The sequence below is a fragment of the Henriciella aquimarina genome, assembly GCF_002088975.1.
Lineage (GTDB): Bacteria > Pseudomonadota > Alphaproteobacteria > Caulobacterales > Hyphomonadaceae > Henriciella > Henriciella aquimarina.
This window is the reverse complement of record NZ_NCST01000038.1, coordinates 83,959-109,258: the sequence shown is the minus strand read 5'-3', so window position 1 is coordinate 109,258 and position 25,300 is coordinate 83,959. Positions and strand designations below refer to the sequence as shown.

The 25,300-nt window shown below is 64.0% G+C and carries 25 protein-coding genes and 1 pseudogene; 10 read left to right on the top strand and 16 right to left on the bottom strand.

Features of this window, described 5'->3' with window-relative positions:
* Positions 1-15: 15 nt before the first annotated feature.
* The 3 genes and pseudogenes from B8784_RS05890 to B8784_RS05880 form a co-directional block, all read right to left on the bottom strand.
* Positions 16-882 (bottom strand): MBL fold metallo-hydrolase, encoded by an 867-nt coding sequence (locus B8784_RS05890; RefSeq protein WP_084396668.1) that lies wholly within the window; start codon positions 880-882, stop codon positions 16-18.
* Between the two features lie 123 nt (positions 883-1,005).
* Positions 1,006-1,296: pseudogene (locus B8784_RS05885) on the bottom strand (metalloregulator ArsR/SmtB family transcription factor); the annotation flags it as partial.
* Entirely contained in the window at positions 1,293-1,961 is a 669-nt protein-coding gene (locus B8784_RS05880; RefSeq protein ID WP_084396666.1) for a peroxiredoxin, read from the bottom strand. The pseudogene B8784_RS05885 and the gene B8784_RS05880, both read right to left, overlap by 4 nt.
* 87 nt (positions 1,962-2,048) lie before the next feature.
* On the opposite strand from B8784_RS05880, the gene B8784_RS05875 reads away from it, so the two are divergent.
* Entirely contained in the window at positions 2,049-2,474 is a 426-nt protein-coding gene (locus tag B8784_RS05875) for a YeeE/YedE family protein (protein ID WP_084396665.1), read from the top strand.
* A 4-nt stretch (positions 2,475-2,478) separates the two neighbouring features.
* Positions 2,479-2,913 carry a DUF6691 family protein gene (locus B8784_RS05870; protein ID WP_084396698.1) on the top strand — a complete coding sequence of 145 codons (435 nt, stop codon included), beginning with the start codon at positions 2,479-2,481 and terminating at the stop codon, positions 2,911-2,913.
* 5 nt (positions 2,914-2,918) lie between these two features.
* On the opposite strand, the gene B8784_RS05865 is transcribed toward B8784_RS05870, so the two are convergent.
* Together B8784_RS05865 and B8784_RS05860 are read right to left on the bottom strand one after the other, a co-directional pair.
* Positions 2,919-4,757 carry a PHA/PHB synthase family protein gene (locus B8784_RS05865; RefSeq protein WP_084396664.1) on the bottom strand — a complete coding sequence of 613 codons (1,839 nt, stop codon included), beginning with the start codon at positions 4,755-4,757 and terminating at the stop codon, positions 2,919-2,921.
* Positions 4,758-4,761: 4 nt separating this feature from the next.
* A complete protein-coding gene (locus tag B8784_RS05860; protein WP_084396663.1) occupies positions 4,762-5,088 on the bottom strand; it encodes a hypothetical protein in 327 nt (108 codons plus the stop codon).
* 136 nt (positions 5,089-5,224) lie between these two features.
* On the opposite strand from B8784_RS05860, the gene B8784_RS05855 reads away from it, so the two are divergent.
* Together B8784_RS05855 and B8784_RS05850 are read left to right on the top strand one after the other, a co-directional pair.
* Entirely contained in the window at positions 5,225-6,193 is a 969-nt protein-coding gene (locus B8784_RS05855) for a bifunctional enoyl-CoA hydratase/phosphate acetyltransferase (protein ID WP_324611910.1), read from the top strand.
* Positions 6,193-7,380 (top strand): acetate/propionate family kinase, encoded by a 1,188-nt coding sequence (locus B8784_RS05850; protein WP_084396661.1) that lies wholly within the window; start codon positions 6,193-6,195, stop codon positions 7,378-7,380. Before B8784_RS05855 ends, B8784_RS05850 begins: the two co-directional genes overlap by 1 nt.
* A gap of 15 nt (positions 7,381-7,395) precedes the next feature.
* On the opposite strand, the gene B8784_RS05845 is transcribed toward B8784_RS05850, so the two are convergent.
* From B8784_RS05845 to B8784_RS05830, 4 genes are all read right to left on the bottom strand, one after another.
* Positions 7,396-8,067, bottom strand: a complete 672-nt coding sequence (locus B8784_RS05845) for a helix-turn-helix domain-containing protein (RefSeq protein WP_158085600.1) — start codon at positions 8,065-8,067, stop codon at positions 7,396-7,398.
* Between the two features lie 136 nt (positions 8,068-8,203).
* Entirely contained in the window at positions 8,204-8,407 is a 204-nt protein-coding gene (locus B8784_RS05840) for a YgaP family membrane protein (RefSeq protein ID WP_084396659.1), read from the bottom strand.
* A gap of 18 nt (positions 8,408-8,425) precedes the next feature.
* Positions 8,426-8,881, bottom strand: a complete 456-nt coding sequence (locus B8784_RS05835) for a thioredoxin domain-containing protein (protein ID WP_084396658.1) — start codon at positions 8,879-8,881, stop codon at positions 8,426-8,428.
* Between the two features lie 7 nt (positions 8,882-8,888).
* Positions 8,889-10,160: an NAD(P)/FAD-dependent oxidoreductase gene (locus tag B8784_RS05830; protein ID WP_084396657.1), complete on the bottom strand. Its 1,272-nt coding sequence runs from the start codon at positions 10,158-10,160 to the stop codon at positions 8,889-8,891.
* Between the two features lie 205 nt (positions 10,161-10,365).
* Here B8784_RS05830 and B8784_RS05825 point away from each other — a divergent pair, with 205 nt between their 5' ends.
* From B8784_RS05825 to B8784_RS05810, 4 genes are all read left to right on the top strand, one after another.
* Entirely contained in the window at positions 10,366-11,352 is a 987-nt protein-coding gene (locus tag B8784_RS05825; RefSeq protein ID WP_084396656.1) for an efflux RND transporter periplasmic adaptor subunit, read from the top strand.
* Positions 11,349-14,591, top strand: coding sequence for an efflux RND transporter permease subunit (locus tag B8784_RS05820; RefSeq protein ID WP_084396655.1), 3,243 nt, complete (start codon positions 11,349-11,351; stop codon positions 14,589-14,591). The genes B8784_RS05825 and B8784_RS05820 overlap by 4 nt, the downstream gene beginning before the upstream one ends.
* Before the next feature lie 4 nt (positions 14,592-14,595).
* Entirely contained in the window at positions 14,596-14,907 is a 312-nt protein-coding gene (locus B8784_RS05815; RefSeq protein WP_084396654.1) for an ArsR/SmtB family transcription factor, read from the top strand.
* 74 nt (positions 14,908-14,981) lie between these two features.
* A complete protein-coding gene (locus B8784_RS05810; protein WP_158085599.1) occupies positions 14,982-15,431 on the top strand; it encodes a host attachment family protein in 450 nt (149 codons plus the stop codon).
* Between the two features lie 27 nt (positions 15,432-15,458).
* On the opposite strand, the gene B8784_RS05805 is transcribed toward B8784_RS05810, so the two are convergent.
* The 7 genes from B8784_RS05805 to pdxR all read right to left on the bottom strand — a co-directional run bounded on the left by B8784_RS05805 (position 15,459) and on the right by pdxR (position 23,283).
* Positions 15,459-15,791: a carboxymuconolactone decarboxylase family protein gene (locus B8784_RS05805; RefSeq protein WP_143435317.1), complete on the bottom strand. Its 333-nt coding sequence runs from the start codon at positions 15,789-15,791 to the stop codon at positions 15,459-15,461.
* A 46-nt stretch (positions 15,792-15,837) separates the two neighbouring features.
* The gene (locus B8784_RS05800; protein WP_084396651.1) at positions 15,838-16,419 is read right to left on the bottom strand and encodes a CC0125/CC1285 family lipoprotein; all 582 of its coding nucleotides are present in this window, start codon (positions 16,417-16,419) and stop codon (positions 15,838-15,840) included.
* 121 nt (positions 16,420-16,540) lie between these two features.
* Entirely contained in the window at positions 16,541-18,073 is a 1,533-nt protein-coding gene (locus tag B8784_RS05795; RefSeq protein WP_084396650.1) for a PepSY-associated TM helix domain-containing protein, read from the bottom strand.
* Positions 18,074-18,086: 13 nt separating this feature from the next.
* Positions 18,087-18,635: a hypothetical protein gene (locus B8784_RS05790; protein WP_084396649.1), complete on the bottom strand. Its 549-nt coding sequence runs from the start codon at positions 18,633-18,635 to the stop codon at positions 18,087-18,089.
* 23 nt (positions 18,636-18,658) lie between these two features.
* Positions 18,659-20,806, bottom strand: coding sequence for a TonB-dependent receptor (locus B8784_RS05785; RefSeq protein WP_084396648.1), 2,148 nt, complete (start codon positions 20,804-20,806; stop codon positions 18,659-18,661).
* Positions 20,807-20,934: 128 nt separating this feature from the next.
* Complete coding sequence (locus B8784_RS05780; protein ID WP_084396647.1) at positions 20,935-21,708, bottom strand: AraC family transcriptional regulator; 774 nt, start codon at positions 21,706-21,708, stop codon at positions 20,935-20,937.
* Between the two features lie 120 nt (positions 21,709-21,828).
* Positions 21,829-23,283 carry a MocR-like pyridoxine biosynthesis transcription factor PdxR gene (gene pdxR, locus B8784_RS05775; RefSeq protein WP_084396697.1) on the bottom strand — a complete coding sequence of 485 codons (1,455 nt, stop codon included), beginning with the start codon at positions 23,281-23,283 and terminating at the stop codon, positions 21,829-21,831.
* Positions 23,284-23,386: 103 nt separating this feature from the next.
* On the opposite strand from pdxR, the gene B8784_RS05770 reads away from it, so the two are divergent.
* Positions 23,387-24,013: an FMN-binding negative transcriptional regulator gene (locus tag B8784_RS05770; RefSeq protein ID WP_084396646.1), complete on the top strand. Its 627-nt coding sequence runs from the start codon at positions 23,387-23,389 to the stop codon at positions 24,011-24,013.
* Positions 24,014-24,129: 116 nt separating this feature from the next.
* Positions 24,130-25,287 carry a CaiB/BaiF CoA transferase family protein gene (locus tag B8784_RS05765; protein ID WP_143435316.1) on the top strand — a complete coding sequence of 386 codons (1,158 nt, stop codon included), beginning with the start codon at positions 24,130-24,132 and terminating at the stop codon, positions 25,285-25,287.
* Positions 25,288-25,300 lie beyond the last annotated feature (13 nt).

Sequence of the window (25,300 nt, the reverse complement as noted above, 5' to 3'; positions counted from 1 at the left end):
GTTTCTGGTGTGGGACTAAAGGGCGTTGATGGGCAGCTTCATGTAGCGCTGGCCATTGGCTTCAGGCGGCGGCATCTCGCCGGCGCGCATGTTGATCTGCACGGAGGGCAGGATCAGCTTCGGCATGGCGAGCGTCGCATCCCGCTCGGTGCGCATCTTCACGAACTGCTCGCGGGTCGTGCCGGTCTTGACGTGAATGTTCTCGGCCTTCTCCTGGCCAATCGTCGTTTCCCAGACAAACTCGTCACGGCCGGGCGCCTTGTAGTCATGGCAGAGGAAGACGCGTGTCTCGTCCGGCAAGGCGAACAGCTTCTGGATCGAGTCGTAGAGCGTGCCGGCGTCGCCGCCCGGGAAGTCACAGCGGGCGGTGCCGAAGTCCGGCATGAAGATGGTGTCGCCAACAAAGAGGGCGTCGCCGATCAGATGGCTCATGCAGGCCGGGGTATGGCCCGGCGTATGGATGGCCTTGGCCTCGATCGTGCCGATCCTGTAGGTCTCGCCATCCTTGAAGAGATGGTCGAACTGGCTGCCATCGGTGTGGAAGGCCTGGCCTTCATTGAAGATCTTGCCGAAGACCTTCTGCACGGTCGAGATGTGCTCGCCGATCCCGGTGCGTCCGCCGAGCTGGCTGCGGATATAGGGGGCCGCGGTCAGGTGGTCGGCATGGACGTGGGTATCGACGATCCATTCAACCTCGAGCCCTTGCTCTTTCACGAAAGCGATCAGGCGGTCGGCGGACTCGGTGGTCGTGCGGCCGGAGGCCTGGTCGAAATCGAGCAGGGAGTCGATCACGGCGGCCTTGTTTGTCGTCGGGTCCCAGACGACGTAGCTGATCGTGTTCGTCGCGTCGTCGAAGAACCCCTGAACGGTGGGTGTGTTCATGGGTCGGTTCCTTCTTTAGGGGACGATCCGGGCAAAGTGGCCCGAGCCGTCGGTGGATGAGGGTTTGAGGGGCAGGGTGGGCGCGTCTTCCGGCGCCTGAATGGGCAGGGGCTTGTCGAGCATCACCGCGCAGAGGGCGTCGATCATGACGCCGGCGCGCGAGGCATCGGACAGGCGGTAATAGATCTGCTTGGCTTCGCGGCGGGTTTCGACGAGGCCTTCCTCGCGCAGCTTGGCCAGTTCGCGCGAGAGGCGCGGCTGGTGGATGCCGAGGTGGTCCTCGATCTCGCCGACCGAGAGTTCGCGGTCGCGCAGGGTGCAGCAGATCATCAGCCGGGCCGGATGCGCGAGCGCCTTCAGCAGCGATGTGGCTTCATCGGCGAGCGGGATCATGTCTTCGCTTCTGGGGCTCATTGTCCGGTCCCCTTCTGTGTGTAGTACCAGGCGCCGCCATTCATGCCGGCGCGTTCATCGGCTTCGCGGATGTCGACGGGGGCGGGCAGGACCGCGTCATGGCCGGGTGTCCAGCCTTCAGGCGTTGCGACGCCGTCCCGGTCGGAGGTCTGCAGTGCGGCCAGCACGCGCAGGATCTCGTCGACCGAGCGGCCAACGGCGAGCGGATAGTGGATCAGGGCGCGAATGACGCCGTCCGGATCGATGAAAAAGACCGAACGGACCGAGGCGGTCGATTCCGACTCCTCGTGGATCATGCCGTAGGCGCGCGCGATCGCCATCGAGATGTCTTCGATGATGGGGAAGGAAATCCGCACGCCGAAGCGCGCTTCGATATCCTTCACCCAGGCCAGGTGCGAATACAGGCTGTCGACCGACAGGCCGAGCAGGTCGCAGTCCATGGCCGCGAAGCGGTCGATTTCATTCTGGAAAGTGATGAATTCGGAGGTGCAGACCGGCGTGAAGTCGGCCGGATGCGAGAAGAAGACCAGCCAGCGCCCGCGATGATCAGACAGGCGAACGGGGCCTTCTGTCGTGCGGGCTTCGAAATCCGGGGCCTGCGCGCCGATCTTTGCGCTCGGCAGTTTCGGCGTGTCGGCCTGGGGTATCTGGATCGTGTCGCTCATAAGAATTCCTCAGTTGCATTTTAATTGTTTACGAATTACGAGAATGTCAAGTGATTGGCTTCCCTCATCCGATCAAAGGATCTGAACATGGAAAATCTTACACCGGTAAGCGCAACCCTTGGCGGCGCTCTTATCGGGCTTTCGGCTGTGATGCTGATGGGCCTGAAAGGCCGGATTGCCGGGATCAGCGGCGTCTTTTCGGGTGCGGTTTTCGCCGAACCGGGGGACCGGGGCTGGCGCGCAGCCTTCGTGCTGGGGCTTGTCCTGGCCCCTGTCATTTATCTGGCCCTGGGCGGGCCAGCCATCGCCTTCGAGCTTGAGGCGAACTGGCCGCTCGTGATCGTCGGCGGCCTGCTTGTCGGCTTCGGCACGCGGCTCGGCTCCGGTTGCACCAGTGGCCATGGCGTCTGCGGGCTGTCGCGGCTGTCCTCGCGCTCCATGGTCTCGGTCGCGCTGTTCATGCTGGCCGGCATGGCGACGGCCTCGCTCATCAAGCCGGTCTTCGGAGGATAGGATGATCGCCAGACATATCGCCGCCTTCGTGACCGGGCTGGTCTTCGGGCTCGGTCTTGTTATCTCGCAGATGGTGAACCCGGCCAAGGTGCTGGCCTTTCTCGACATCCTTGGCGGATGGGACCCGTCGCTGGCCTTTGTCATGGCCGCCGCACTGGCAGTGACGGCTGTGGGCTACCGGATCGTCTGGCAGCGCCGGAGCCCGGTTTTCGCGGAGACTTTCCAGCTGCCGGGCCACCAGACAGTGGATGCGAGGCTTGCGACCGGCGCGGTTCTGTTCGGCATCGGCTGGGGCCTTGTTGGCCTGTGTCCGGGCCCGGCCATTACGGCTGTCAGCATCGGCGGCTTACCCGTGATCGGCTTCGTGGCCGCCATGGCTGCGGGGATGGCCCTGTTCGAGCTTTACGAGCGCATGCGCCGGGTCCGCGCCCCGGCCTGAAGGGCCTACCGGTCCAGCACGTAGAGGCCGGGCGCATCACGCACGACCGGATAGCCCTTCTTGGCATAGCCGTAACGCTTCTGGGCACGCCGGGGCTCTCCGCTGCGCTCTTTCAGCCAGTCGCGCCAGCTGAGCCACCATGAGCCGTCACGCTGGGTGGCCGCCTCTTCCCAGGCTTCCGGGCTGAGATGGTGTTCATGGGCCATGGTGTGGCCGATCTTGTGATGGCGTTTCGGGTGGCCGGGCTCCGTCACGATGCCGGCATTGTGGCCCCCATCGGCGAGCACGAAGGTCACGTCCGGGCGCGCCAGATGGGTGATCTTGAAGACTGATTTCCATGGCGCGACGTGGTCACGATTGGTGCCCACGGCAAAGATCGGGGCGCGGATGTCCGAGATCGAGATGGCCCGTCCGTCGACCTTGTAGCGGCTGCTGGCCAGATCATTGTCGAGATAGAGGCCGCGCAGATAGTCGCTCATCATGGCGGACGGCATGCGGGTGGCGTCTTCATTCCAGGCCAGGATATCGAAGATGGGCGGGCGTTCTCCCAGGAGGTAGGTCTTCACGGCCGGGTCCCAGATCTGGGAGTCGGGCCGCAGCGCCCGGAAGCCGTCGCTCATCATGCGGGCGGGCATGACGCCTTCAAGCTCCATCATGTCTTCCAGATAGGTGACCTGGGCTTCGTCGACCAGCAGGCGGATATCGCCCGGCTCGGTGAAATCTGTCTGCGCGGCGAGCAGGCTCAACGTGCTCAGCCGGTGATCGCCATCGCGCGCCATGCGGGCGGCCTGCATGCTGAGCAGGGTGCCGCCGAGGCAGTAGCCACAGGCATGGACCTTCTCTTCGCCGGTGATCGTGTTGACGGCATTCAGGGCCTCTCCGATGCCGAGATCGAGATAATCGTTCAGCCGGAAATGGGCGTCTTCGGGATGCGGGTTCTTCCAGGAGACCATGAAGACCTGGAAGCCCTCGCTCACCAGCCAGCGCACGAGCGAGTTGTGCGGTGAGAGGTCGAGGATGTAATATTTCATGATCCAGGCCGGCACCATCAGCACGGGCTCACGCGCGACGGTGTCGGTGGTCGGCCCGTACTGGATGAGTTCGATCAGGTCATTCTGGTAGACGACCTTGCCGGGCGTGATGGCGAGGTCCTTGCCGACTTCATAGCCCTCATGCGGGGGTGGCGGACGCCCGCCAATCTCGCGGCGCATGTCGTCCAGCCAGTTCTGCCAGCCTTTCTGGAGGTTCTCGCCGGACTCCTCCAGCGTGCGGTGAATGACATCCGGATTGAGAAACGGGACATTGGCCGGGGACATGGCTTCCAGCGCCAGTTCGGCCCAGTAGGCGGTATGTTCGTTCGACCAGGTGTTCAGCCCGCGCGAAGGTGCCGTCGCGCTGCGCCACCAGTCGCGCATGCTCAGCCAGCTTCTGGCCGGGAGGTCGAAGGGGAAGGTTTTCCAGTAGTCGGAGCGGAAGCGCGTGCCGGAAAAGCCGTTTTCCGGCTCTTGGCCGCTGACGCGATGGGCGACATAGGCCTGAAGGCCGAGCATGCTCTCGAAGGCCTGGATGGTAAGGTCGAGATTGTGGCCCGGCGAGCGCGACATGTGGACCATCCAGTCATGCACGGCGGCAAAGCCGGTCAGGATGGGGGCGTTCGGCGCGTAGCGCATCGAGGCGCCGCGGAAAAAGCGGTCGAGCCAGGCAAAGGCGGTCTCTTCGCTCTCGTTGGCCGAGACACAGGCGGAGGGTTTCGCCGGCCCATCCTTGCGAACGCGTGAGGCATCTTCATTTCCCGATCCCGGTGCGGCGGGCTGGAAATGGCTGAGCCGAGAAGTGTCCGGCATTCGATTACCGTTCGGATTGCAGGTTTATCGCCAGAACGCGGTCATATTCATTGGCATAGTCATGCACCGTGTCGCTGGCAGCGCGGGCCATCGTCGAGAGGAAGTCCTCGGACGTCCGGCAATTGGCGAAACTGTCGAGCGTGGCGAGATATTTCTTCAGCCGGTAGGACCAGAACCGGGTCAATTCCTGGTTGGTCGCGATCCAGTGTTCGAAATTTGTCGCGCCCAGACGGACAGCGTGCATGGTGTCGAAACCGGGCAGGACATCTTCAAAGCCGGCAGCGCGCTCGCCGGCGTCTGCCGAGGCCGATTTTGTCTGAGTGTCGGCCATGGCGGCCTCCTCTGAATTACGCCCACCCATCGGAAAATGAGATATAAGCCTTACGCAGGGGTATAAATCAATTCCGTGAGAATACTTAGAGGACGAGCGGGCATGTTGCTGCTAGGTTTCAGGGCACGACTGACACATCCCTCACCGTAAGATACGCTTTCCCAACATGACATCATCGCCTTCCGAAGATCCGCCGCATGCCTTCGAAACCATCATCAGCCGGGCAAGCGGGCCGCCCGTTCGAACGGCTGTTGTCCACCCCGTCGATACGTTGTCGCTGTCTGGCGCGCTGGAGGCCCGCGACGCCGGCCTGATCGATCCGATCCTTGTCGGACCGAGCGAGCGCATCAAGGAGGCTGCCGAGAAATCCGGGGTAGATATTACCGGGCTGAAGCTGGTCGATGTGATGCATAGCCATGCCGCCGCCGAAGAGGGTGCCAGGCTGGCCAGCAGCGGTGAAGCCGACGCCATCATGAAGGGGGCGCTGGCCACCCATGAGCTGATGCACGCCATCGTCGACCGCGCCGCCGGGCTTCGTACCGAGCGCCGGATGAGCCACGTCTTCGTGCTGGAGACGCCGGCCTATCCGAAACCGCTTCTGATGACGGATGGCGCGATCAATATCACGCCGGACCTGCTGGCCAAGCGGGACATCGTCCAGAATGCGATCGATCTTGCCCATGCCATCGGCATTCCCCAGCCGCTTGTCGCGATCCTGTCGGCGACCGAGGACATCGATCCCAAGCTGCAGTCGACGCTGGATGCCGCCGCGTTGTGCAAGATGGCCGACCGGGGACAGATCAAGGGCGGCCTGCTGGACGGGCCGCTCGCCTTCGATCTCGCCATCTCGCGGGAGTCCGTGGCGGCGAAAGGCATCACTTCGCCCGTCGCGGGGGCGGCCGACATTCTCGTCGTGCCCAATCTGGAATCCGGCAACATGATTGCCAAGCAGCTGGACTATCTGGCTGGCGCGGCCGCCGCCGGTATCGTCCTGGGCGCCAGAGTGCCGGTCATCCTGACCAGCCGGGCCGACAGCCCCGCCGAGCGGGTCGCGTCCTGCGCGCTGGCGAAACTCCTCGTGGCCGGCCGGGAGGCTGCATCCTGATGCGTGAGGCGGTCCTGACGATCAATACCGGGTCTTCCAGCATCAAGATGTCCGTGCACGCTTTCGAGGGCGATGCGCTGGGCGAGCGCCTGCTCAGGGCGAACCTGTCCGGGCTCTCGAAGGCGCCGGCGTTTTCGGCGTCCTCCGTGCATGAGAGCGTCGAGACGGTGCCCGAAACGCTCGCCACATGTCCGCCAAGGCCGGCTGACCGGGTGACGGCCATGGCTGCCTGGGCGGCCGAGCACTTGCCCGATGTCACCATCCGGGCGGTTGGCCATCGCATCGTTCATGGCGGGCGGACTTTCGCCGGGCCTGTGCGCTGCGAGGCTGCGGTCTGCAAGGAGCTGGAGGCGCTCGCCCCGCTCGCGCCGTCGCATCAGCCAGCCAATCTCGCCGGCATAGACGGGATCTCGCAGCTCTGGCCGGATATGCCGCAGAGCCTGTCTTTCGATACCGCCTTCCACCGGCATCAGCCGCGCGTCGCCGAGCTTTATGCTCTGCCGAGAGACCTGGCGGAGGAGGGGGTGTTGCGCTTCGGCTTTCATGGCCTCTCCTATGCCCACATTGCCGAGGTGGCTCCGAAGCTGCTGCCGGAAGGCAAGCGCCGCAAGCTGATCGTGGCCCATCTCGGCAGCGGGGCCAGTCTCTGCGCCATCGAGAACGGGCGCAGCGTGGCCACCACGATGGGACTAACAGCGCTCGACGGCGTGCCCATGGCGACGCGCTGCGGCAACATCGACCCGGGCGTCGTCCTGCACCTCATTGCCGACAAGGGGATGAGCACGGGCGAGGTCGCCGACATGCTTTACAAGAAGTCCGGCCTGCTCGGGCTGTCCGGCATCAGCGGCGATGTTCGCACGCTGCTGGCGAGCGAGAAGCCGGAGGCGAAAGAAGCGCTCGATGTGTTCGTCTACCGCGTGGCGCGAGAAATCGGCTCGCTGGCCGCCGCGCTTCAGGGCGCCGATGCGATCGTGTTCACGGCAGGGGTGGGGGAGAATGCCCCGGTGATCCGGCAGCGGATCTGTGAGCAGCTGGCCTGGCTTGGCGCGGATCTCGACATGGCCGCCAATGAGGCGGGCGAAAGCCTTGTCCATTCCTCCGGCTCGCGGCTTGGCCTTTGCGTTATCCCGGCCGATGAGGAGATCGTCATTGCCCGGGAGACCCTGGACGTGTTCCGGAGCCTTTAGGCCGCCTGGCTCGTCCTAGTGAAGACGGGGCTGGTCAGGCTCGGGCGGCTCGCCGGCGACCTGGGCCAGCGCACTGCGCTTCAGCACCCGGAACCGGTCCGGTTTCGGCAGGGAGATAAGACCGAGATTCTTCAGCCGGTGGAGCATCCGGCTTACCGTCTCGAAGGTCAGGCCGAGATAGTCGGCAATGTCGTAGCGGCTCATCCGGATCACGACATAGCCGTTGTCCGGGCAGGAGGCCTGATGGTCGAGGAAGAGCAGGAAGGACGCCGTGCGCTCCAGTGCTGTCTTGCGCCCGAGCATGACGGCCTGTTCCTGCGCAGCCATGAGCATGTCCGTCAGCAGTTTGAAGACCTGGCGCCGGAAGCCGGCCTTGTCATGCATCGCGCGGTCGAAGGACTGGCGCATGTAGAGTTCGGCGGAAACTTCGGTGATGGCTTCGGCGCTGTGGCGATAGGTGTCGGCCAGATCGAGGGCGAGAAAATCCCCTTTGCCGACAAAGCTGTGGATCTGGCGGCGCCCATCGGGCAGGAGGCGATATACGATGACGACGCCGGACACGATCCTGAAGACGGCCCGGGCCGGGTCTCCCTCCAGATAGAGGGGCTGGTGGGGATGATAGTGCGATGGCTTGCCCATCATTTCATCCTGGGACCAGTACTCGTCTCTCGTATCCTCTGGATCCATCTCTCTCATCTCTAGCCAACAAAAGGCCCGCCCAAAAAGACCGTGGCAAAAAGGCGGGGCGGCGTGAATTCGGAAAATTACTTAACCAAGTCGAATTCCCCGGGCATGTCTCTGTAAAATCGTCCGGGGTGCCGGCTTATTGAAAGGCCGTGCCGGGGCGCAGGCCGAGGCGTTTGAAGATCATCGCGGCCGGGCAGAAACCGGTAAAGGCGGCCTGCAGCATGTTGAGCCCGGCAAAGGCGGCCAGCAGGTACCACCAGGGCGAAACCCAGTAGCCCAGCGCCAGACCGGCGAGCACGACGAGGCCGGCAAAGGCGAGAACAGCACGATCGAGATTCATAAGGGCCTCCTTGACGCGTCAGCTTGAAATTTTCGGCGTTGCGGTCTGCTCGATCCAGCCAATGAGGGCGTCGCGTGTCTGGGCGCCGGCTTGCTGGGCGATGATGCGCCCGTCCTTGAAGAGGAAGAGCGCGGGGATGCCGCGCACCTGAAGGCGCGAGCCGGCTTCCGGGTGGGCCTGGGAGTCAATCTTGAAGAACCGCACCGCGCCGCCGAAATGGCTGGCGGCCTGCTCATAGGCCGGCGCCATCATGCGGCAGGGGCCGCACCAGGGCGCCCACACATCGAGCACGAAAATCCCCTCGTCGCGGGCCTGCAATTTTGCCAGCATGGCTGCATCGATATCAACAGGCTTGTTGACGGCCAGCGTCGTGCCGCAGCGTCCGCAATGGCCCTTGTCGGGCGTGCGGGGGCTCGGGATGCGGTTGGTCTGCCCGCAGGCAGTACAGACGATGTGCTGGCTGGTCGTGACCATCTTGTCCTCAGGGTTTCAGCTTGCGGGTCTTGAGAAGCGAAAGCGCGGCATTTTCGAAGAAGGTTTCGGAGCGCCCCGTGCGCAGCTTGTACAGGAAGTATTTCTCGAAGGCGGCCTTGGCGACATGGACCCAGCCCCCGGAGGCCGACCAGTTCACATTGCGCGGCGGGATCTGGGGCTGGGCCACGAAGGCGACGCCGCCATCGCCGAAATCGGCAAGGCAGATGGCGTTCCAGCTTGCCTTGTGGGTCGGCGTCTCGCCCTTGATGAGCTGGGCGATATTGTGCGCGGCGGCCTCGACCATGGACTCGATCATGAAGCCGGTCTTCGGAACCCCGACCGGCACCGGCGTCGGCCCGGTCGGGGGAATGGCGATGCAGACCCCGATGCCGAAGATTTCCGGCCATGTCGGATTGCGCTGATACGCGTCCGTCAGGATGAAGCCCTTCGGATTGGTCAGCCCCTCGATTTCGCGCACGGCTTCCACGCCGCGGAAGGGCGGTATCAGCATGGTGTAGCGGGTCGGGACGGTATGGGTCTGCTCGACGCTGCCATCCCGGCCGACCTCCTCGACGATGACCTTGTCGGCCTCGGCGCGGACAATGCGGGCATTGGTGATCCACTTGATGTGGCGCTCGCGCATCTCGCTTTCGAGCAGCCCCTTCGTGTCGCCGACCCCGTCGAGGCCGAGATGCCCGATATAGGGCTCCGGCGTGACGAACGTTATCGGCACCTGGTCACGGATCTTGCGCTTGCGAAGCTCGGTTTCGATGATCATCGCCGTCTCATAGGCGGGCCCGAAACAGGAGGCGCCCTGCGTCGCCCCGACAACCAGGGGCCCGGGAGACTGGCAGAAGGCCTCGAAAGCGGCGCCGGCCTTTTCGGCATGATCGATCAGGCAGACGGAATGGCTATGGGCATCCGGGCCCAGGCCTTCGATGTCGTCGAAAGCCAGTTCGGGGCCGGTGGCGATAATCAGATAGTCATAATCGACGTGGGTGCCGTCCGGCATGCGGACGGTCCTGGCCTCGGGCTCGACCCGGCTCGCCTTGCCGACGACAAGCTCGATGCCGCGCCTGCGCATCGGTTTTTCGAGATCGACGAGGACGTCTTCACGCTCGCGCCAGCCGACCAGAACCCAGGGGTTGGACGGGACGAACTGGTAGTAGGGCGTTTCGCTGATGACGGTGACCGTGTGTGCCCGGTCCAGTGTCTTGCGGGCTTCATAGGCGGCGATGAGGCCACCGAGACCCGCGCCGAGAACAACGATCCTAGCCATGTTTCCTCTCCTGAAGACAGGACGTAGCGCGTTTTAGAGTTTTATGAATTACGCAACATTCCGTATGTCGCGCCCCCCGGCCCTGAGCTAGATCAAATTCCGACCCTTGGAGGGATGTTAGGAGACGAAGGGATTTCCCGGTGACCCGAGCCGTACAGTCCGTCTTGCGTTCATTGTCGCTGATGCCGTGCAGAAAGGTCTGACCATGCGCGCCGGTCTTCTTGCTTCGCTCTTCCTGCTTTTCTCTTCCGGCCTTGCCCATGCGCAGACCATGACTGTCGAGGAAGACCTCGTCACCGACTACAAGCCGGTGCTCGCCCGCATCGAGGCGAGCGATACCTCTGCCATCCGGTCCCGGCTTCAGGGCGTCGTGACACGTCTGACCATAGATGAAGGCTCTGTCGTCGCGAAGGATGATGTCGTCGCCTTCGTCACCGACGATACGCTTGCCCCGCAGGTCAGGGCACTGACGGCCCGTATCGAGGGACTCGACGCGCGCATTGCTCAGCAGACGGACGATCTGGCGCGGGCGGAAAAACTGCTCGATCGGGGCTTCTATCCGAAGGCGCGTTTCGAACAGGAGCAGACCGCACTGAACGTCCTCAAGCAGGAGCGGGCGGCGGCCGCCTCGGAACGTCGCAGCCTGATGGCGCGCGAGGCCGAAGGGAATATCCGGGCCCCCGCCGACGGCAAGATAACCTCTGTCGTGACGGTCCAGGGCGCCGTCGTCTCCCCGGGTGAGGAGATTGCCCGGCTGGCAACGCTGGACGGGGTTGTGCGCCTCTCCATTCCCGAGCGCCATATCGGGGCGCTGAGCGAAGGCGAGTCCGTCACCTTGCGCCTGCCGGCCCGCAGCGACGAGGTGCGCGCGGCGGAGATCATGAAGATCTATCCGGAGCTGAGAAACGGCGCCGTGATCGCGGATGCCGAGGTCGAGGGCGGGCTCGATGCGCTGGTTGGCGAACGCGCCGACGTCATGGTGCCGGTCGGCGAGCGCCGCGCGATCCGCATTCCTGAAGCCTTCGTGACGACGCGCTATGGCGTGGATTTCGTGCGGGTGCGGGTAGGCGACCGGTTTGTCGAAGCCCCGGTGATGTTGGCGGAGCCGGTGGCCGTGTCTGGCGCCTATGATGTGCTCTCCGGCCTGAAACCCGGCGATGTGATTGCCGCTCCAGAACACGAGACCTCATGAAAGCCGATGTTTCCGGATCGATCACGCGTGCGACGATCCGTTCTCCCCTGACACCGCTTCTCCTGCTGGCCGCGCTTGCGGTTGGCCTCGTCGCGCTGATGACGATCCCGCGCGAGGAAGAGCCACAGATTTCGGTGCCGATGGTCGATGTCATGGTCTCGGCGCCGGGGCTCCCGGCGGTCGATGTTGTCGAACAGGTGAGCGAGCCGCTGGAGGAAATCCTCAAGGCCATTCCCGATGTCGAGCACGTCTACAGTCAGAGCCGGGACGACGGCGCTGTGGTCACCGCCCGCTTCATCGTTGGCACCGATGCCGATGATGCCATCCTCAGAGTGCATGAGAAGATCCAGGCGAATATCGACCGGATCCCGCCCGACGTACCGATGCCGCAAGTGGTCGGGCGCGGTATCAATGATGTCGCCATCGTCACGCTGACCCTCTCGCCGGAACCGTGGACCGGCGATGTCTGGAACGACACCAGCCTGCGCATGCTGGCCGACGAGGTGCTGAAGGAGCTGATCAAGGTCGACGAGATCGGGCTGACGGAGATTGTCGGCGGGCGCCAGGTGGAGATTCGCGTGGAGCCGGACATCGATGCGCTCGCATCCTATGACGTGCCGTTGCAGAGCCTTTCACGCGCCGTCTCAGAAGCCGTTGCGGCCCGCCCGGCCGGCCTCGCCCGGGGCAGCGGGCAGACCCTGATCGTGCAGGCCGGCGACCGGCTGAATTCGGTCGGCGATCTGGGGCGGATCGAGCTGCAGGGCGGCGACGGGCGCAAGATCTACCTCTCCGACGTGGCCGACATCCGTGTCGAGGGCATCGAGAACGAGGCGCGTGTCTGGACCGTCGAAAAGGGCGAAGGGGCGGGCAGCATGGCGATTGCGCCGGCGGTCACCCTGTCGCTTGCCAAACGCCCCGGCGCTAATGCGGTGAACGTCGCCCACGATATCCTTGAGCGGCTGGAGCTGCTCGAACAGAAGATGATCCCCGAGGGCGTCCATATCGAGGTGACTCGTAATTACGGGGAGACGGCCAATCACAAGGCCAATGAGCTGCTCTTCCACCTCGGCCTGGCGACGGTCTCCATCGTCGTCCTGATCGCCTTTGCGATTGGCTGGCGCGAGGCGCTCGTCACGTTGATCGTCATCCCGACCACCATCCTGCTGACGCTCTTTGCCTCGCTCATGATGGGCTACACGATCAACCGGGTCAGCCTGTTCGCGCTGATCTTCTCCATCGGCATCCTGGTCGACGACGCCATCGTCGTCATCGAGAACATCTCGCGCCACTGGGCGATGCGCGACGGGCGCACGCGTATGCAGGCGGCCATCGATGCGGTCTCCGAGGTTGGCAATCCGACGATTGTGGCGACGCTCACCGTGATTGCCGCGCTCTTGCCCATGATGTTCGTTTCGGGCCTGATGGGGCCGTACATGGCACCGATCCCGGCGAATGCGTCGGCAGCCATGCTGTTTTCCTTCTTTGTCGCGGTCGGCATCGCGCCCTGGTTGCTGATGAAGGTCGCCCGGCCTGGCGCCCATGCCGGCCATGAGGCGCATGAGGGCGAGACCCGGCTGGCCGGTTTCTACCGCCGGGTGGCCGGGCCGGTCGTTTCCAGCCGTCGGAATGCCTGGATCTTCCTGATCGTGGTGGGCGTGGCGACGCTTGCCTCGCTCATGCTGTTCGTGACGCAGACGGTGACGGTGAAGCTGCTGCCTTTCGACAACAAGTCCGAGATCCAGGTGGTGGTCGATCTGGAAGAGGGCGCTTCGCTGGAAGATACCGAGCGCACACTGTTCGCGCTCGCCGACGTGACGCAGGACCTCGAGGAGGTCGAGACGGTGCAGGTCTATGCCGGCACCGCTGCGCCGTTCAATTTCAACGGGCTGGTGCGCCACTACTTCCTGCGGGACGCCCCGGAGCTCGGCGACCTGCAGGTGAACCTGTCGGAAAAGGGCGAGCGCAAGCGCTCCAGTCATGCTATCGCGCTGGACTTGCGCGAGCGGTTGCGCGCCGTGCCGCTGCCGGACGGGGCCAGCGTCAAGGTGGTCGAAGTACCGCCGGGCCCGCCCGTCATCTCCACCCTTTTGGCGGAGGTCTATGGTCCGGATGCGGAGACGCGCCGCGAGACGGCTGCCGTCATCAAGCAGATGTTTGAAGAGACCTCTTTCATTGTCGATGTGGACGACTCCGCCGGGGAAGGCCAGCCGCGCCTCCTCCTGACGCCGAACGAGACGGTGGCGGCTTCCTATGGCGTCGCTGAACAGGATATTCTCGACACGATCGGCCTGATCTTCCGGGGGCAGACGGTTGGTGTGGCCCCGCGCGGCGAGGGCCGCGACCCGCTGCCGGTGACCCTCAAACTGCCGCGGATGGAGCGGCAATGGTCGCAGGCCACCGCCAGCGTGCCCGTGCCGCGCGCGCTGACGGCCAGGGCTGGCGGGCCGGTCGATCTCGGAACGCTGGTCGAGATGCGCCAGGAGGCAGGCTCGCCCATGATCTTCCGTCGCGACGGACGGTTTGCCGACATGGTGACCGGCGAACTGGCCGGGCGTTTCGAGGCGCCGATCTATGGCATGATGGAAATCGGAGACCGCATCGACGCCTTCGACTGGGCAGGAGCGGGTCTGGAGCGTCCGGCGGTCCACCTCTACGGTCAGCCGGTCGATGAGACCGTACCGAGTATGCTGTGGGACGGTGAATGGGAAATCACCTATGTCACCTTCCGCGACATGGGGCTGGCGTTCGGGGTCGCTCTGATTGGCATCTACATTCTCGTCGTCGCGCAATTCGGCACCTTCCGCACTCCGCTCCTGGTGCTGACGCCGGTGCCGCTGACGCTGATCGGCATCATGCTGGGCCACTGGATCTTCGGGGCGGCCTTCACCGCGACCTCCATGATCGGCTTTATCGCGCTGGCGGGCATCATTGTGCGCAACTCTATTCTGCTGATCGATTTCGTCCGTCATGGCCAGACCGGCGACAAGCCGCTCAAGGAGGTCCTGCTGAATGCCGGAGCGGTGCGCTTCAAGCCGATCCTGCTGACGGCGCTTGCCGCCATGATCGGCGCGGCCGTGATCCTCGCCGATCCGATCTTCCAGGGGCTCGCCATCTCGCTGCTGTTCGGCCTGGCCTCATCGACGGCACTGACCGTCCTCGTCATTCCGGCCATCTATGTGGCCCTGCGTGGCCCCGACTGGAAAGCCCCACCCGGCAAGACTGAAACCGAAAGAGAGTGATCCGATGATGCAGCCTCATGCCCTGTCGGGCCAGATTGCCGATGCGTGTGCTGTGCTCAAGGCGATGGCCAGCGAAACGCGGCTCAAGATCCTCTGCTCACTGAGCCGGGGGGAAATGGCGGTCACGGACATTGCCGAAGCGGTGGGCCAGTCCCTCTCGGCGGTGTCGCAGCATCTCGCCAAGCTGCGGGTGGAAGGGCTGGTCGAGTCCCGTCGGGAAGCCCAGACGATCTATTACCGCACGGCCGGGGGCATTGGCGCGGCGCTGATCGAAACGCTCTGCGACTATTACGACCCAGAGGGCAAACGCTTTTGATCGCCGTCAATCTGGCTTTGATGAAAAACGCTTATCAAGAGGAGGACGTCAATGTTTCCAGAAGGGGGCAGAGCTTGAAACTTCCGAACGGAACCATGGTGGCGCTGGCTGACGGTGAGCGCTCCCTGCTGCTGGTCAATCAGGGGGATGAAGACATCCTCGATTTGCGCCATTTCAGCCATGAAGAGGCGGCCAATCCGCCCACACACGAAATGGGCCGCGACGCGCCGGGCCGCTTTACGTCGAAAGGGACGGGGCCGAGCGGGCCGGAGGGGCCTGATCTTCACAAGCGCGCGGAAAGCCGTTTCGCAGCCGCGTTTGCGGACACGCTCTCGCAACTGGCGAAGGATGGGACGATCACCCGCCTGGTTGTCATCTGCGATCCCGACACGCTTGGGGAGGTGCGCGTCCATTACGACGCCGCTGTCAGGAAGGCCCTGATCTGCGAGATCCCCCGCGACCTGACCAAGCTCCCCATCCCGGAGATCGAGAAGGGGCTCTCGGCCTGGACACTGCCGGGCTAGGCCGCCGGGCCGTTCTGTCTCACTCGCCTAGAACTGGTCGTAGGCTTCCAGGGCAGAGACCGAATAGGCGAGTGCCGGGCCGCCGCCCATCAGGATCGCGACGCCAAGCGCCTCGGCAACTTCTGCCCGGGTCGCCTTGGCCTTTTTGACCGCTTTCACATGATGCGCGATGCACGGATCACACCGCACCACGGCGGCGATGGAGAGCGCGATCAGTTCCTTCGTCTTGGTGTCGAGCTGGCCATCGGCCGTGGCCTTGTCGATGACGCCGGAAAAGGCCTCCATCAGCTTCGGCATGGCGGAGGAATAGGTTTCGAGGCCGGTCTCGAGGTCGGCGGCAAGGGCGGGATAGGATTTCATGATGGTGTCCTGCTGGGTGTGGAAGGGGAAGGCGGATCACGCCAGTTTACTGGCTGGCCGCCGGGCCGGAGATACAGGGTTCGAGATAGTCGAGCGTCGCATCGGTCTTGAAGACAAGCGGCTCGACGGCGTCGGCTGACGGCTTGCCCAGCTTCACATCGATATAGGCGTGAAAGGTCGTGTTCGGGGGCGCTTCCGGGCCGGCTGCAAAGTCCTCGTCTGAATAGAAGACGAATTGCGAGAAATCGGCGGGCGAGTAGTGACAGACGGTCCGTTCGGGCCGCGTCTCCACCTCCACCGAGCCGCCTTCATTCGGCAGCACCGTGAAAGAGGCAAAGCCTTCCTGTTTGGCGATTTCGGCAGCCCTGTAGAGAAGGTAGTCTTCCACCGTCCGGGCCGGTGTCGCAGCATTGCCTTCGAAGCTGACCCTGTAAACCGACTCGTCGATGCGCGTTTCGCTATAGCCGGGGCCGCCGTCTGCGCCCGCCCTTGCCGCCTGATAGGGGACAGGCTCAACGCTCTGGCAGGCGGTGAGCAAGAGAACAATGGCCGCGGCCATGCCCGGCAGAAGGCGCAATGGCCGCGCCGGGGACAGGATGGTGGCGTCGAGTGGTGCGGTTTGCGCCAAGGCAAGCTCCTCTTCTTTAGAAAAGTGAACTTGCTTCTTCGGTGAGACAGCGATCTGCAGCTCTGATTTTCCTCAAAATCAGCGTGCGGCCATCTCGACGGCGAGCGGCTTTCTTGCGTTTCTATTCGGCCGGCTGTTCAGCCCCTATGCCCGGCTTCGTTGCGGGCCTGAAGGTCTGGAGGATCGGCTGCACGGAAGCCAGCAGCAGAAGGCTTGTGGCAAGCAGCGAAAGGTTGATCACCAGCGCCATCGCGTCTGCCGGCAGAACGCCGTAGCGGGCAATGTGGGCGATCACGACGCCAAGGATCACGGCCGCGCTGACGATACGCAGCGCCCTCGACAGGGTCAGCGCGCTCACAAACAGGCCCGGCAGAAAGGCGGCTGCACAGAGCACGAGGTAGAGCCCCAGATGCGGCACGGGCAGGCCGGCGAGCGCCACGAGGGCGACGGCGCCATAGCCAACGGGCTGGCCCCAGACGAGCGCGATCCAGGCCTTCTCCCAGCCCGGCACCGGCTTGCCTTTATCGCGGCGCCGGGCGATCCAGATCGCCACGCCGCTGGAGGTGATCACTGTCAGGGCAAAGCCGAGCACGAGATAGATGCCCTTCACGACACCGGCCACCCAGCCCTTGCTGAACCAGCCGAAATGCAGCGGCCCGAGCGCCCCGATCACCTGATTGCCGAGAGAGCCATCAGAGAAACCGCGCGAGCCGAGATAGGTGCCGTTTCCATCGAAGATATAGCGGTCGGTGATGGTGAGGTCGCTTGCTTTGGCGAGATCGATCTGGATGGTCTGTCCGGCGGTGCCGAACTCGCGAATGGCGAGCCGTGCGAGGCGCCCGTCGGGGTGGTCGGCCTTCAGGCTTTCGATCATCGGGGCGACGTCCGGAACCGCCATGACCGCTTCATCATGCGGCACGCCTGGTCCGCCAACGACTTCGGCGGCGCGTTCGAGATCTCCATCGAAGGCGGCCATGGCGAGGATGCCCAGCACGAAAGTGGAGAGCCCCAGGATCGCGCCGGTCAGCGGCACGACGATATGGAAGGGCAGGCCCCAGACGCTCAGCCGGTTGTGCAGGTCGGCCTCCTCGAGACGCTTGGTCCCGCCCCGCCGGAAGCGGAAGGCATCCCGGAAAATGCGCGGGTGGGAAAAGACCCCGGACCAGACCGAGGAGAGTAGCGCCACGCCGATCAGGCCGACGACAAACAGGCCGATCGTGTGCGGCAGGTGCAGGTAGAAATGCAGATGCTCCATGAAATGGCCGAACCCGTCGCGGCGCGGCCCCATGAGGTCTCCCTCGCCATTCAGGACGAAGGTCTCGTCCAGCCCGGTCTGGAAATCAGCGATGCGGACCGACAGGTTGGGATGGCCGTCGGCCGGCGTGGTGACATTCACATAGCCATGCGTGCCCGCCTGTTCGGCCTTGTCCATGCCAACATCGAGCGCCCGGACAAGCGTGTCGGTGTCGACCGAGTGGATGATGGGGGCATCCGGATTCTCCCATCGGTCGATCTCATGGGCGACGACCAGGACCGTTCCGGACAGGCAGACGATGTAGATCAGTGCCGCAAAGGCGAGCCCCAGGGCGGAGTGGCCCGCCAGCATGGCGCTTACGAAACGGGAGGGGACTTTCGGCCAGATCGCGCGTGCCATGTTCGTGTTCCTTCTAGACCAGGAATGCCAGGACAAAGGAGACGCCTGAGACAAGAACCAGGACAGCGAGCGCCCTCAGGATCTTGTCGTCGGAAAGCGTCCAGGCCATGCCGCCAGCCCATAGGAGTGGCACCGCCAGACCGCCTATGGCAATGGCGTCAACGTCCGCCAGCGGCAGCTGTTTGGCAAGGGCCACGCCGACCAGGATGGCCGCAAGGCCCGACAAGGGCCCCGCGAGCAGCACGCGCAGGACGCCCCGCCACCAGCGGCTGCGCCGGTCGGACGGGTCGATGACCTCTTCACGCCGGCGGGCTTCCTTGCGCGGGCGCACCTCGCGGTTGGAAAGAACAAGGCCGAGGCCCGCGATGGAGACAAGCAGGATGGCAACCGGGATCCCCGTCTCCCCGCCTATCACCAGCGCAAAGACGAGGATCGCGGCGGCCAGCAGAAACCAGCCGCCGAGGATCAGCCAGGGCCGAAGCCCATCCGAGCGCGCCCAGGCCAGCCTGAGACTGCCAAGCCCGGCAAGGACAGCTCCAAGACCTGCAATTGTCCCCACCATAAGCGGCAAGCCCTTTCCGGCTTCTAGAAGTCGGCGTCCAGACGAACGGTCACGACACGCGGATCGCCAAGGCGTGAGAAACCACCCCCGGACCGGTCGCGGTTGAGGAAGGTGTAGTAGTCCTCGTCAAGCAGATTGCGGGCATTCACGGAGAGACGCCAGGCCTCGTTGAAGGCATAGCCGATGCGCGCATTCACGAGCGTCCGGTCCTTGACTTCGTTCAGATCCAGATTGTCCTGGTCGGAATAGCTGGCCGACTGGTAGCTCACATCAAGTCCCCCGAAGACACCGTTCTCGGCCTCATAGTCGAACCCGGCATTGGCCGTCCATTCCGGTGCGAAGGGAAAGCTATTGCCGGCAAGGTTGTTGGTCGGGTCGTTCGGGTCCGGGAAGTCATCGAACTCGGTATGGGCATAGCCCGCCCCGCCATAGACCTGCACTTCAGGTGTCACGGCATAGGTCAGGTCGGTTTCCAGGCCGTAGATCGTGGATTCCCCCGCATTCGCCGTTGTGTAGAAGTTCGGTGCCTCCGGAATCTGGATGGAGACCTGCTGGTCGGTCCAGTCGGCATAGTAGACATTGGTGTTCCACAAGAGGCGGCCATTCATGAAGTTCTGGCGGGAGGCGATCTCATAGTTCCAGAGATATTCCGGGTCATAATAGGTCAGGCGCCCATCAAGAGAGGAAATCTCCGCGCCACCAGCCCGATAGGCTTTCTGCACGACGAAGGAGTAGGTCGAGGTCGCGCTCGGCGCCCAGCGCAGCCCGGCCTTCGGCAAGAAGGCATCATACTCGGTTTCGCTTGCCTGTTCTGTGACGCCCGTCTGTGCATCCAGGAGAGCCTGAATCTGGGGAGGCAGAGGCGGAAGTGGCCCGAGAATCTGCGTGTCCGCAATGGCCTCATTGGTCTGGGTCTCGTTGTCGTAACGGGCTCCGAAAAGCAGGTCGAAACTGTCCGTGAGGGCATATTCCCCATCGAAGAAGAAGGCATAGTTCTCAACGGAGAAGTCGATATAGGACTCGCGCGACACGAGATTGTCGAGCGGCAGGGTCGGATAGGCGAAGGTAATCGGGATGGTGTAACTGTCGGTATAGTCCGTCGAGGCATCCGTATAATAGGCGCCTGCGACACCGCTCAGACGTTCGCCGAAATATTTCAGGCGGAATTCCTGCGATATGGACTCATCGTCGCCCGTCCGGTCCAGTTCGGAGACCGGCGCCGGGGTAACGTCATAGTCCTCCAGCCTTGTATAGTCCGTTTGCTGATAGGCCGTGATGGACTGGAGTTCCCAGTTCTCATTGATCTGCCAGCTGGCATTGATCGACTGCAGCCAGGTCTTCGTGCCTTCCGAACCGGGAACGTCGTAAGAGGCATTGCGCGAAAAGCCGGTCGCCGGATCAATACCATCCTCACCGGCAAAATTGTCGGTGTAGGAGGTCGTCGACAGGATGCGCACATCATTCGTCGGCTCCCAGAGGAGCTTGAAGCGTCCGCTCGTCAGTTCGCTGCGGTCGGCGTCTTCATTCAGGAAGACATTGTCGATGAAGCCGTTGCTCTTGCGGTGCTGGGCCGAGGCGCGCCAGGCGAGTGTGTCGTCGATAATGGCCCCGCCGCCGGCAGCGGCCATCTGGAAGGTGCCGTACTCCCCGCCCTCGAGACGCAGCCTCAGGTCGTCTTCATAGGTCGGGTCCTGTGTGCGGACATAGATGGCGCCGGCCAGGGAGTTCCGGCCGAAATTGGTCGACTGGGGGCCGCGGAAAACCTCGACCTGGCCAAGGTCCCAGGCATCGAGCGGGCCGAAGAAGGTCGTATAATTGCCGAGCGAGGCGTCATCGACATAGACCGTCAAAGTCTGGCCGCGCCCGGACCCGCCAATCCCGCGCTGGTCGATGCCGCGAATGGCAAAGCCGAGATCGCCGAAAGAGGTCGTCACGTTCGGAATGCGGTCGACGATGTCGTAGAGGTCGGCGATCGGTTCGCGCGCAATCTCTTCAGCGGTGACGACGTCGACACTGGCGGCGACGTCCTGCAGGGCCGTTTCGATTTTCTGGCCGGTGACGATGACCGTTTGCTGACGGCTTTCGTCGTCGGCCTTGGTTTCCTGGGCGTCCTGAGCGGTCGCGCCGAGCGCAAGGATGCTCGCGCCGGCGAGCAGGATAGAGTATTTCATTGGCCCCTCTGAGCAAGAATGCGAGTTATTTGCATTCGCACTAGAGAGGTGGGGTTTTGCTGTAAAGGGCGAATAGCCGACGGGCTTACTGGACGCCGGGGAAGGGCAGAGGCCTGCCTGCCTGGAGGTCAGCTGGGGCGCGGTGCGCAGGCATTGCGATAGCTGCGCGGAGAGAGGCCGAAGGTGCGATGAAACATGGCGGCGAAGGCGCTGGGGCTCTCATAGCCGACCTCATAGGCCACATGGGTGACGGGCTCGCCGGCCGACAGCCTGGAGACCGCTTCCATCAGGCGGACCTGCTGGCGCCAGATGCCGAAACCCATGCCGGTCTGCTGGCGGAAGTGGCGGGTGAAGGTGCGCCGCCCCATGCCGGCAAGTTTCGCCCATTCCTCGACGTCGCGACCATCGGCAGGTGAGGCGAGGATCGTGTCGCAGACGCGTCTCAGCCGTGTGTCGTCGGGCATGATGGTGCCGACCTCCAGGTCGGGCGTGCGGGCCAGCTCGTCCAGCAGCAGGTCGATCAGCCGGGTTTCCCGTCGGGTCGGCCCGCTCCTGGTGTCGAACTGCGTGACCTCATGGACCAGGCCGCGGATGAGCGGCGTCACCTCGAAGATCCGGCAGGTGTCGCCGGTACGGCAGTGGCCGGCGTCGGCATAGAGAACCTGGACCCGCACATCGCCCCGGCCAGTCGTTTCGTGCGGCATGGCGGCCGGGATCCAGACTGCCCGGTTGGGGGGCAGTGTATAGCTGGCCGCCGCGGTTTTTACCGAGATGACGCCCGAGAGCGAAAAGGCCAGCTGCGCATGGTCATGGGCATGCATCGGGTCGACAAAGCCCGCCGGAAAGACGCTTTGGAAGCCGATTGTCCGGCGGGTTCTCAAGGTCTCTGCAAGGGTGGTCACACCGTCCTGTCCTTCCTGATGGTGAGGGTCATGAAGCCCGGTCGTCTGTATGTGGCAGGATGGAGAGACCGTCTGGATCAGTGAACATCCAGTTTTTTGAATAATAAGGGGTCCAATTGGTCAGGCGGCCGCCGTGTTCAGGGCCTCAATCGCTTTAATGGCTTCAGCATCCGTCAGGCTGGCGAACCCGATCCGCAGGCCTGATGGGGCGTCGCGCTGAGCCTTGTAAGAACGGTGTGAGGCAAAGTGCAGCCCGGCGGCGCTGGCGCGCTGCTCGATACGGGCGAGGTCACCCCGGAAGGTCAGCCAGAAAGCCAGTCCGCCATCCGGCACCTGGAAATCGACCTTGTCGCCAAGGATGGATGTCAGGGCATCGGCGAAGCGTTCGCGCCGCTCTGCATAGATCTTGCGGGCCTTCCTGGCATGACGGCGCAATTCGCCGGTCTCCATGAGAAGGGCAGCGGTGTTCTCGGTCAGCGTGTTTCCCATGCCGTCATTCAGCGAGACCATGTGCGCCAGCGCGTCGATCTTGTCGGAGGGGGCCGCGACATAGCCGATCCGCAGGGCCGGCAGGAGAAGTTTGGAGAGCGAGCCGATATAGACCGCCTCGCCCGGCGCATAGGCGGCAATGGGCAGGAGGGGCTGGGACTGGAAGTGGAATTCGTGGTCGTAATCGTCCTCGATGATCGCGAAGCCGATATTGCGGGCGAGTTCCACCAGGCGCAGCCGCCGGTCGGGCCTCAGCGCGACCGTGGTCGGGAACTGGTGGTGCGGCGTCACGAAGACGGCTTTCACCGGGGCCTTGCGGCAAACCGCTTCGATGGCATCGACATCCATCCCGCCATCATCAAGCCCGACCGGGATGATCCGGGCGCCCAGCGCGCGGAAGGCGGCGACGGCCGGTTCATAGGTCAGGTCTTCGACGATGACGGCGTCACCCGGCTGGAGCAGAGCCATGGCGGTGAGGAAGAGGCCGTTCTGGCTGCCGCGGGTGATGCAGATATTGGACTCGTTGACGGCAAGGCCGCGCTGGGCCTTCAGCATCGCGGCGATGGCCCGGCGCAGGTCCGGTGTGCCGCGCGGGTCGCGGTACTGGAAGGCCCTGGCCCTCGAGGCCCTGTGCGTGGCCGTGCGATAGGCCCGAACCAGCAATTCCGGCGGGAAGAGCCGTCCATCGGGAGAGCCTTCATCGAGCCTCAGACCCTCTCCGTCTGACAGGGCGAGGGGCCGTTGGGGCGGCGCCTTGAAGCGGTAGCTTGTGCGCGCCGTGTCGGGGTCCGGAGAAACCGGGGCGCCGGTGCCCGTCTCCGGCAAGGTTTCGGAGACGAAGGTGCCACGTGTCGCCGATGTGGCGAGCCAGCCCTGAGCGACGAGGTCTTCATAGGCGAGCACGACGGTCTTGCGGTTGACGTTGAGGATCGTCGCCAGCGCCCGGCTGCTCGGCAGATAGGTGCCGGGCCCCAGCCGGCCGCTCTCGATGTCGCGGATCACGGCCTGGATGATCTGCATGTAGAGCGGGCCGGGGCGTGTGGCATCGATCCGCGCGCTGAGGCTCACTTGCCAGGTTTGCACAATTGGTCCCCCTGATTTTGTCATATTGGTGCTTGTTTATAGACCAAAACATATCGATCAAGACGCCGTCATTTGCTGCCAGGATTGCAAGCGTGAGGGAGACAGTATGAAGGACGGGGCCGTTTCACCCGAACCAGCATCATCGCCATTCGAGGTCTGTGAGCCTGCTGACATAAGGGCGCTCATTGAGGCCTACCCCTTGGCATGGGTGTATGCGGTACACGCCGGCGAAGCGAGCCTGCTGCCCCTGGTCGGGATCTTCGACGAGGAGGACGGCCTTGTTGAACTGATCGGGCATTTCGCCCGGTCCAATCCGCTCTGGGCGGCGTTCGAGGCGGACCCGAAGGCCACTATCCTGTTTACCGGCCCGCAGGGCTATATCTCGCCGTCCCAGGCTGGACGGCGCAATTGGGGACCGACCTGGAACTATGCCAAGCTGCATGTCGAGGCCGATATTTCTGTCGAGGAAGATCTAACCCCGGAGGCGATCGACGTCCTTGTCGATCATGTCGAGAAGGACAAGCCGGAGCCGTGGCGGGCTGCTGAACTGGGCGAGCGCTATGACCTTCTCATGCCCATGATCATCGGCTTCCGGGCGCGCATCCGCAAGCTGAAGCCGACCTTCAAGCTCGGCCAGACCGAGGATGAGCCGACCTTTCGGGCCATCATGTCGAACCTGCCGGAGGGCGATCTCAAGGCGTGGATGGCGCGTTTCGACCGTCGCAGCGGGTAACGGCCCCGGATCATGGGTAAGTCCGTCCTCTGGCGGTGACCACGGCGCTCCTCGCGGTGTATCAAGGTTTGCGAGGGCCGAAGGAGCCTGGGCAAACTGCGCAAAGGAGGGCTGCCATGTTCGATCTTCTGAAAGGGGTGCGGATCATCGATCTGAGCACGGTCGTGCTTGGCCCCTATGCGACGCAGCTTCTGGGCGACATGGGCGCCGATATCATCAAGGTGGAGCCGGCCGGCGGCGATGTCTTTCGCGGCGCGCGTCCGGGCCAGCCCGGCGGCGACGGGGCCGGTTTTCTCAACTGTAACCGCAACAAGCGGTCCATCGCACTGGACCTCGCGAAGCCGGACGACAAGGCCATCCTCGACCGGCTTACCGCGACCGCCGATGTCTTCGTCCATAACATGCGCGACAAGAGCGCCCGCAAGCTCGCCATCGACTATGACACGGTAAAGGCGGTGAAGCCGGACATCGTCTATTGTTCCGCCCGTGGCTACGGAGAAGGGCCCTATGGCGACGAGCCGGCCTATGATGACTGTATCCAGGCGGCATCCGGGCTCGCCTGGCTGAACGCCGATGCCTCCGGGGCGCCGCGTTTCGTGCGGACCATCCTGTGTGACAAGGTTGCCGGTCTGCATCTGGCATTCGCCGTGGCCTCGGGCCTCGCGGCGCGCGCCCGCACGGGCGAAGGCTGCCATATCGAGACGCCGATGTATGAGGCGATGGCGTCCTTCCTGTTGATCGAGCAGTTGAGTGGCCAGACTTTCGTTCCGCCGCTACCCGACAGAGGCTATATCCGGCTCAATGCCGCCGGGCGGAAACCCTATCGCACGCGCGACGGCTATGCCGCGATCATGCCGTATACGGCAGCCCACTGGCGCCGTTTCTTCGGCCTGATCGGACGCGACGATCTCGCCGAAGCCGACTGGCTGTCGGACAATGAGGCGCGCTCCAGCCGGATCGAGATGCTCTATGAGACCATTGAACAGGCTGCCCCCGAACGCACGACGCGGGCGTGGCTCGACGCGCTGCGCGAGGCCGACATCCCTTGCGCACCGGTCAACCGGATCGAGGACCTGCCCGGCGAAGAGCATCTGGCTGCCACCGGCTATTTCCGGCAGATGACGCACCCTGCCGAAGGCGACCTGCTCTATGCCGCCTCGCCCTTCGCCAGCCGGACCGCCCAGGAAGAGGCCGACCGCCCGGCCCCGGCCCTGGACGGGGACCGGGACGATATCCTCAGTGAGCTGTCGGTTTATGAGCGCTCGCGGTCCTAGTGGACACTGCGGG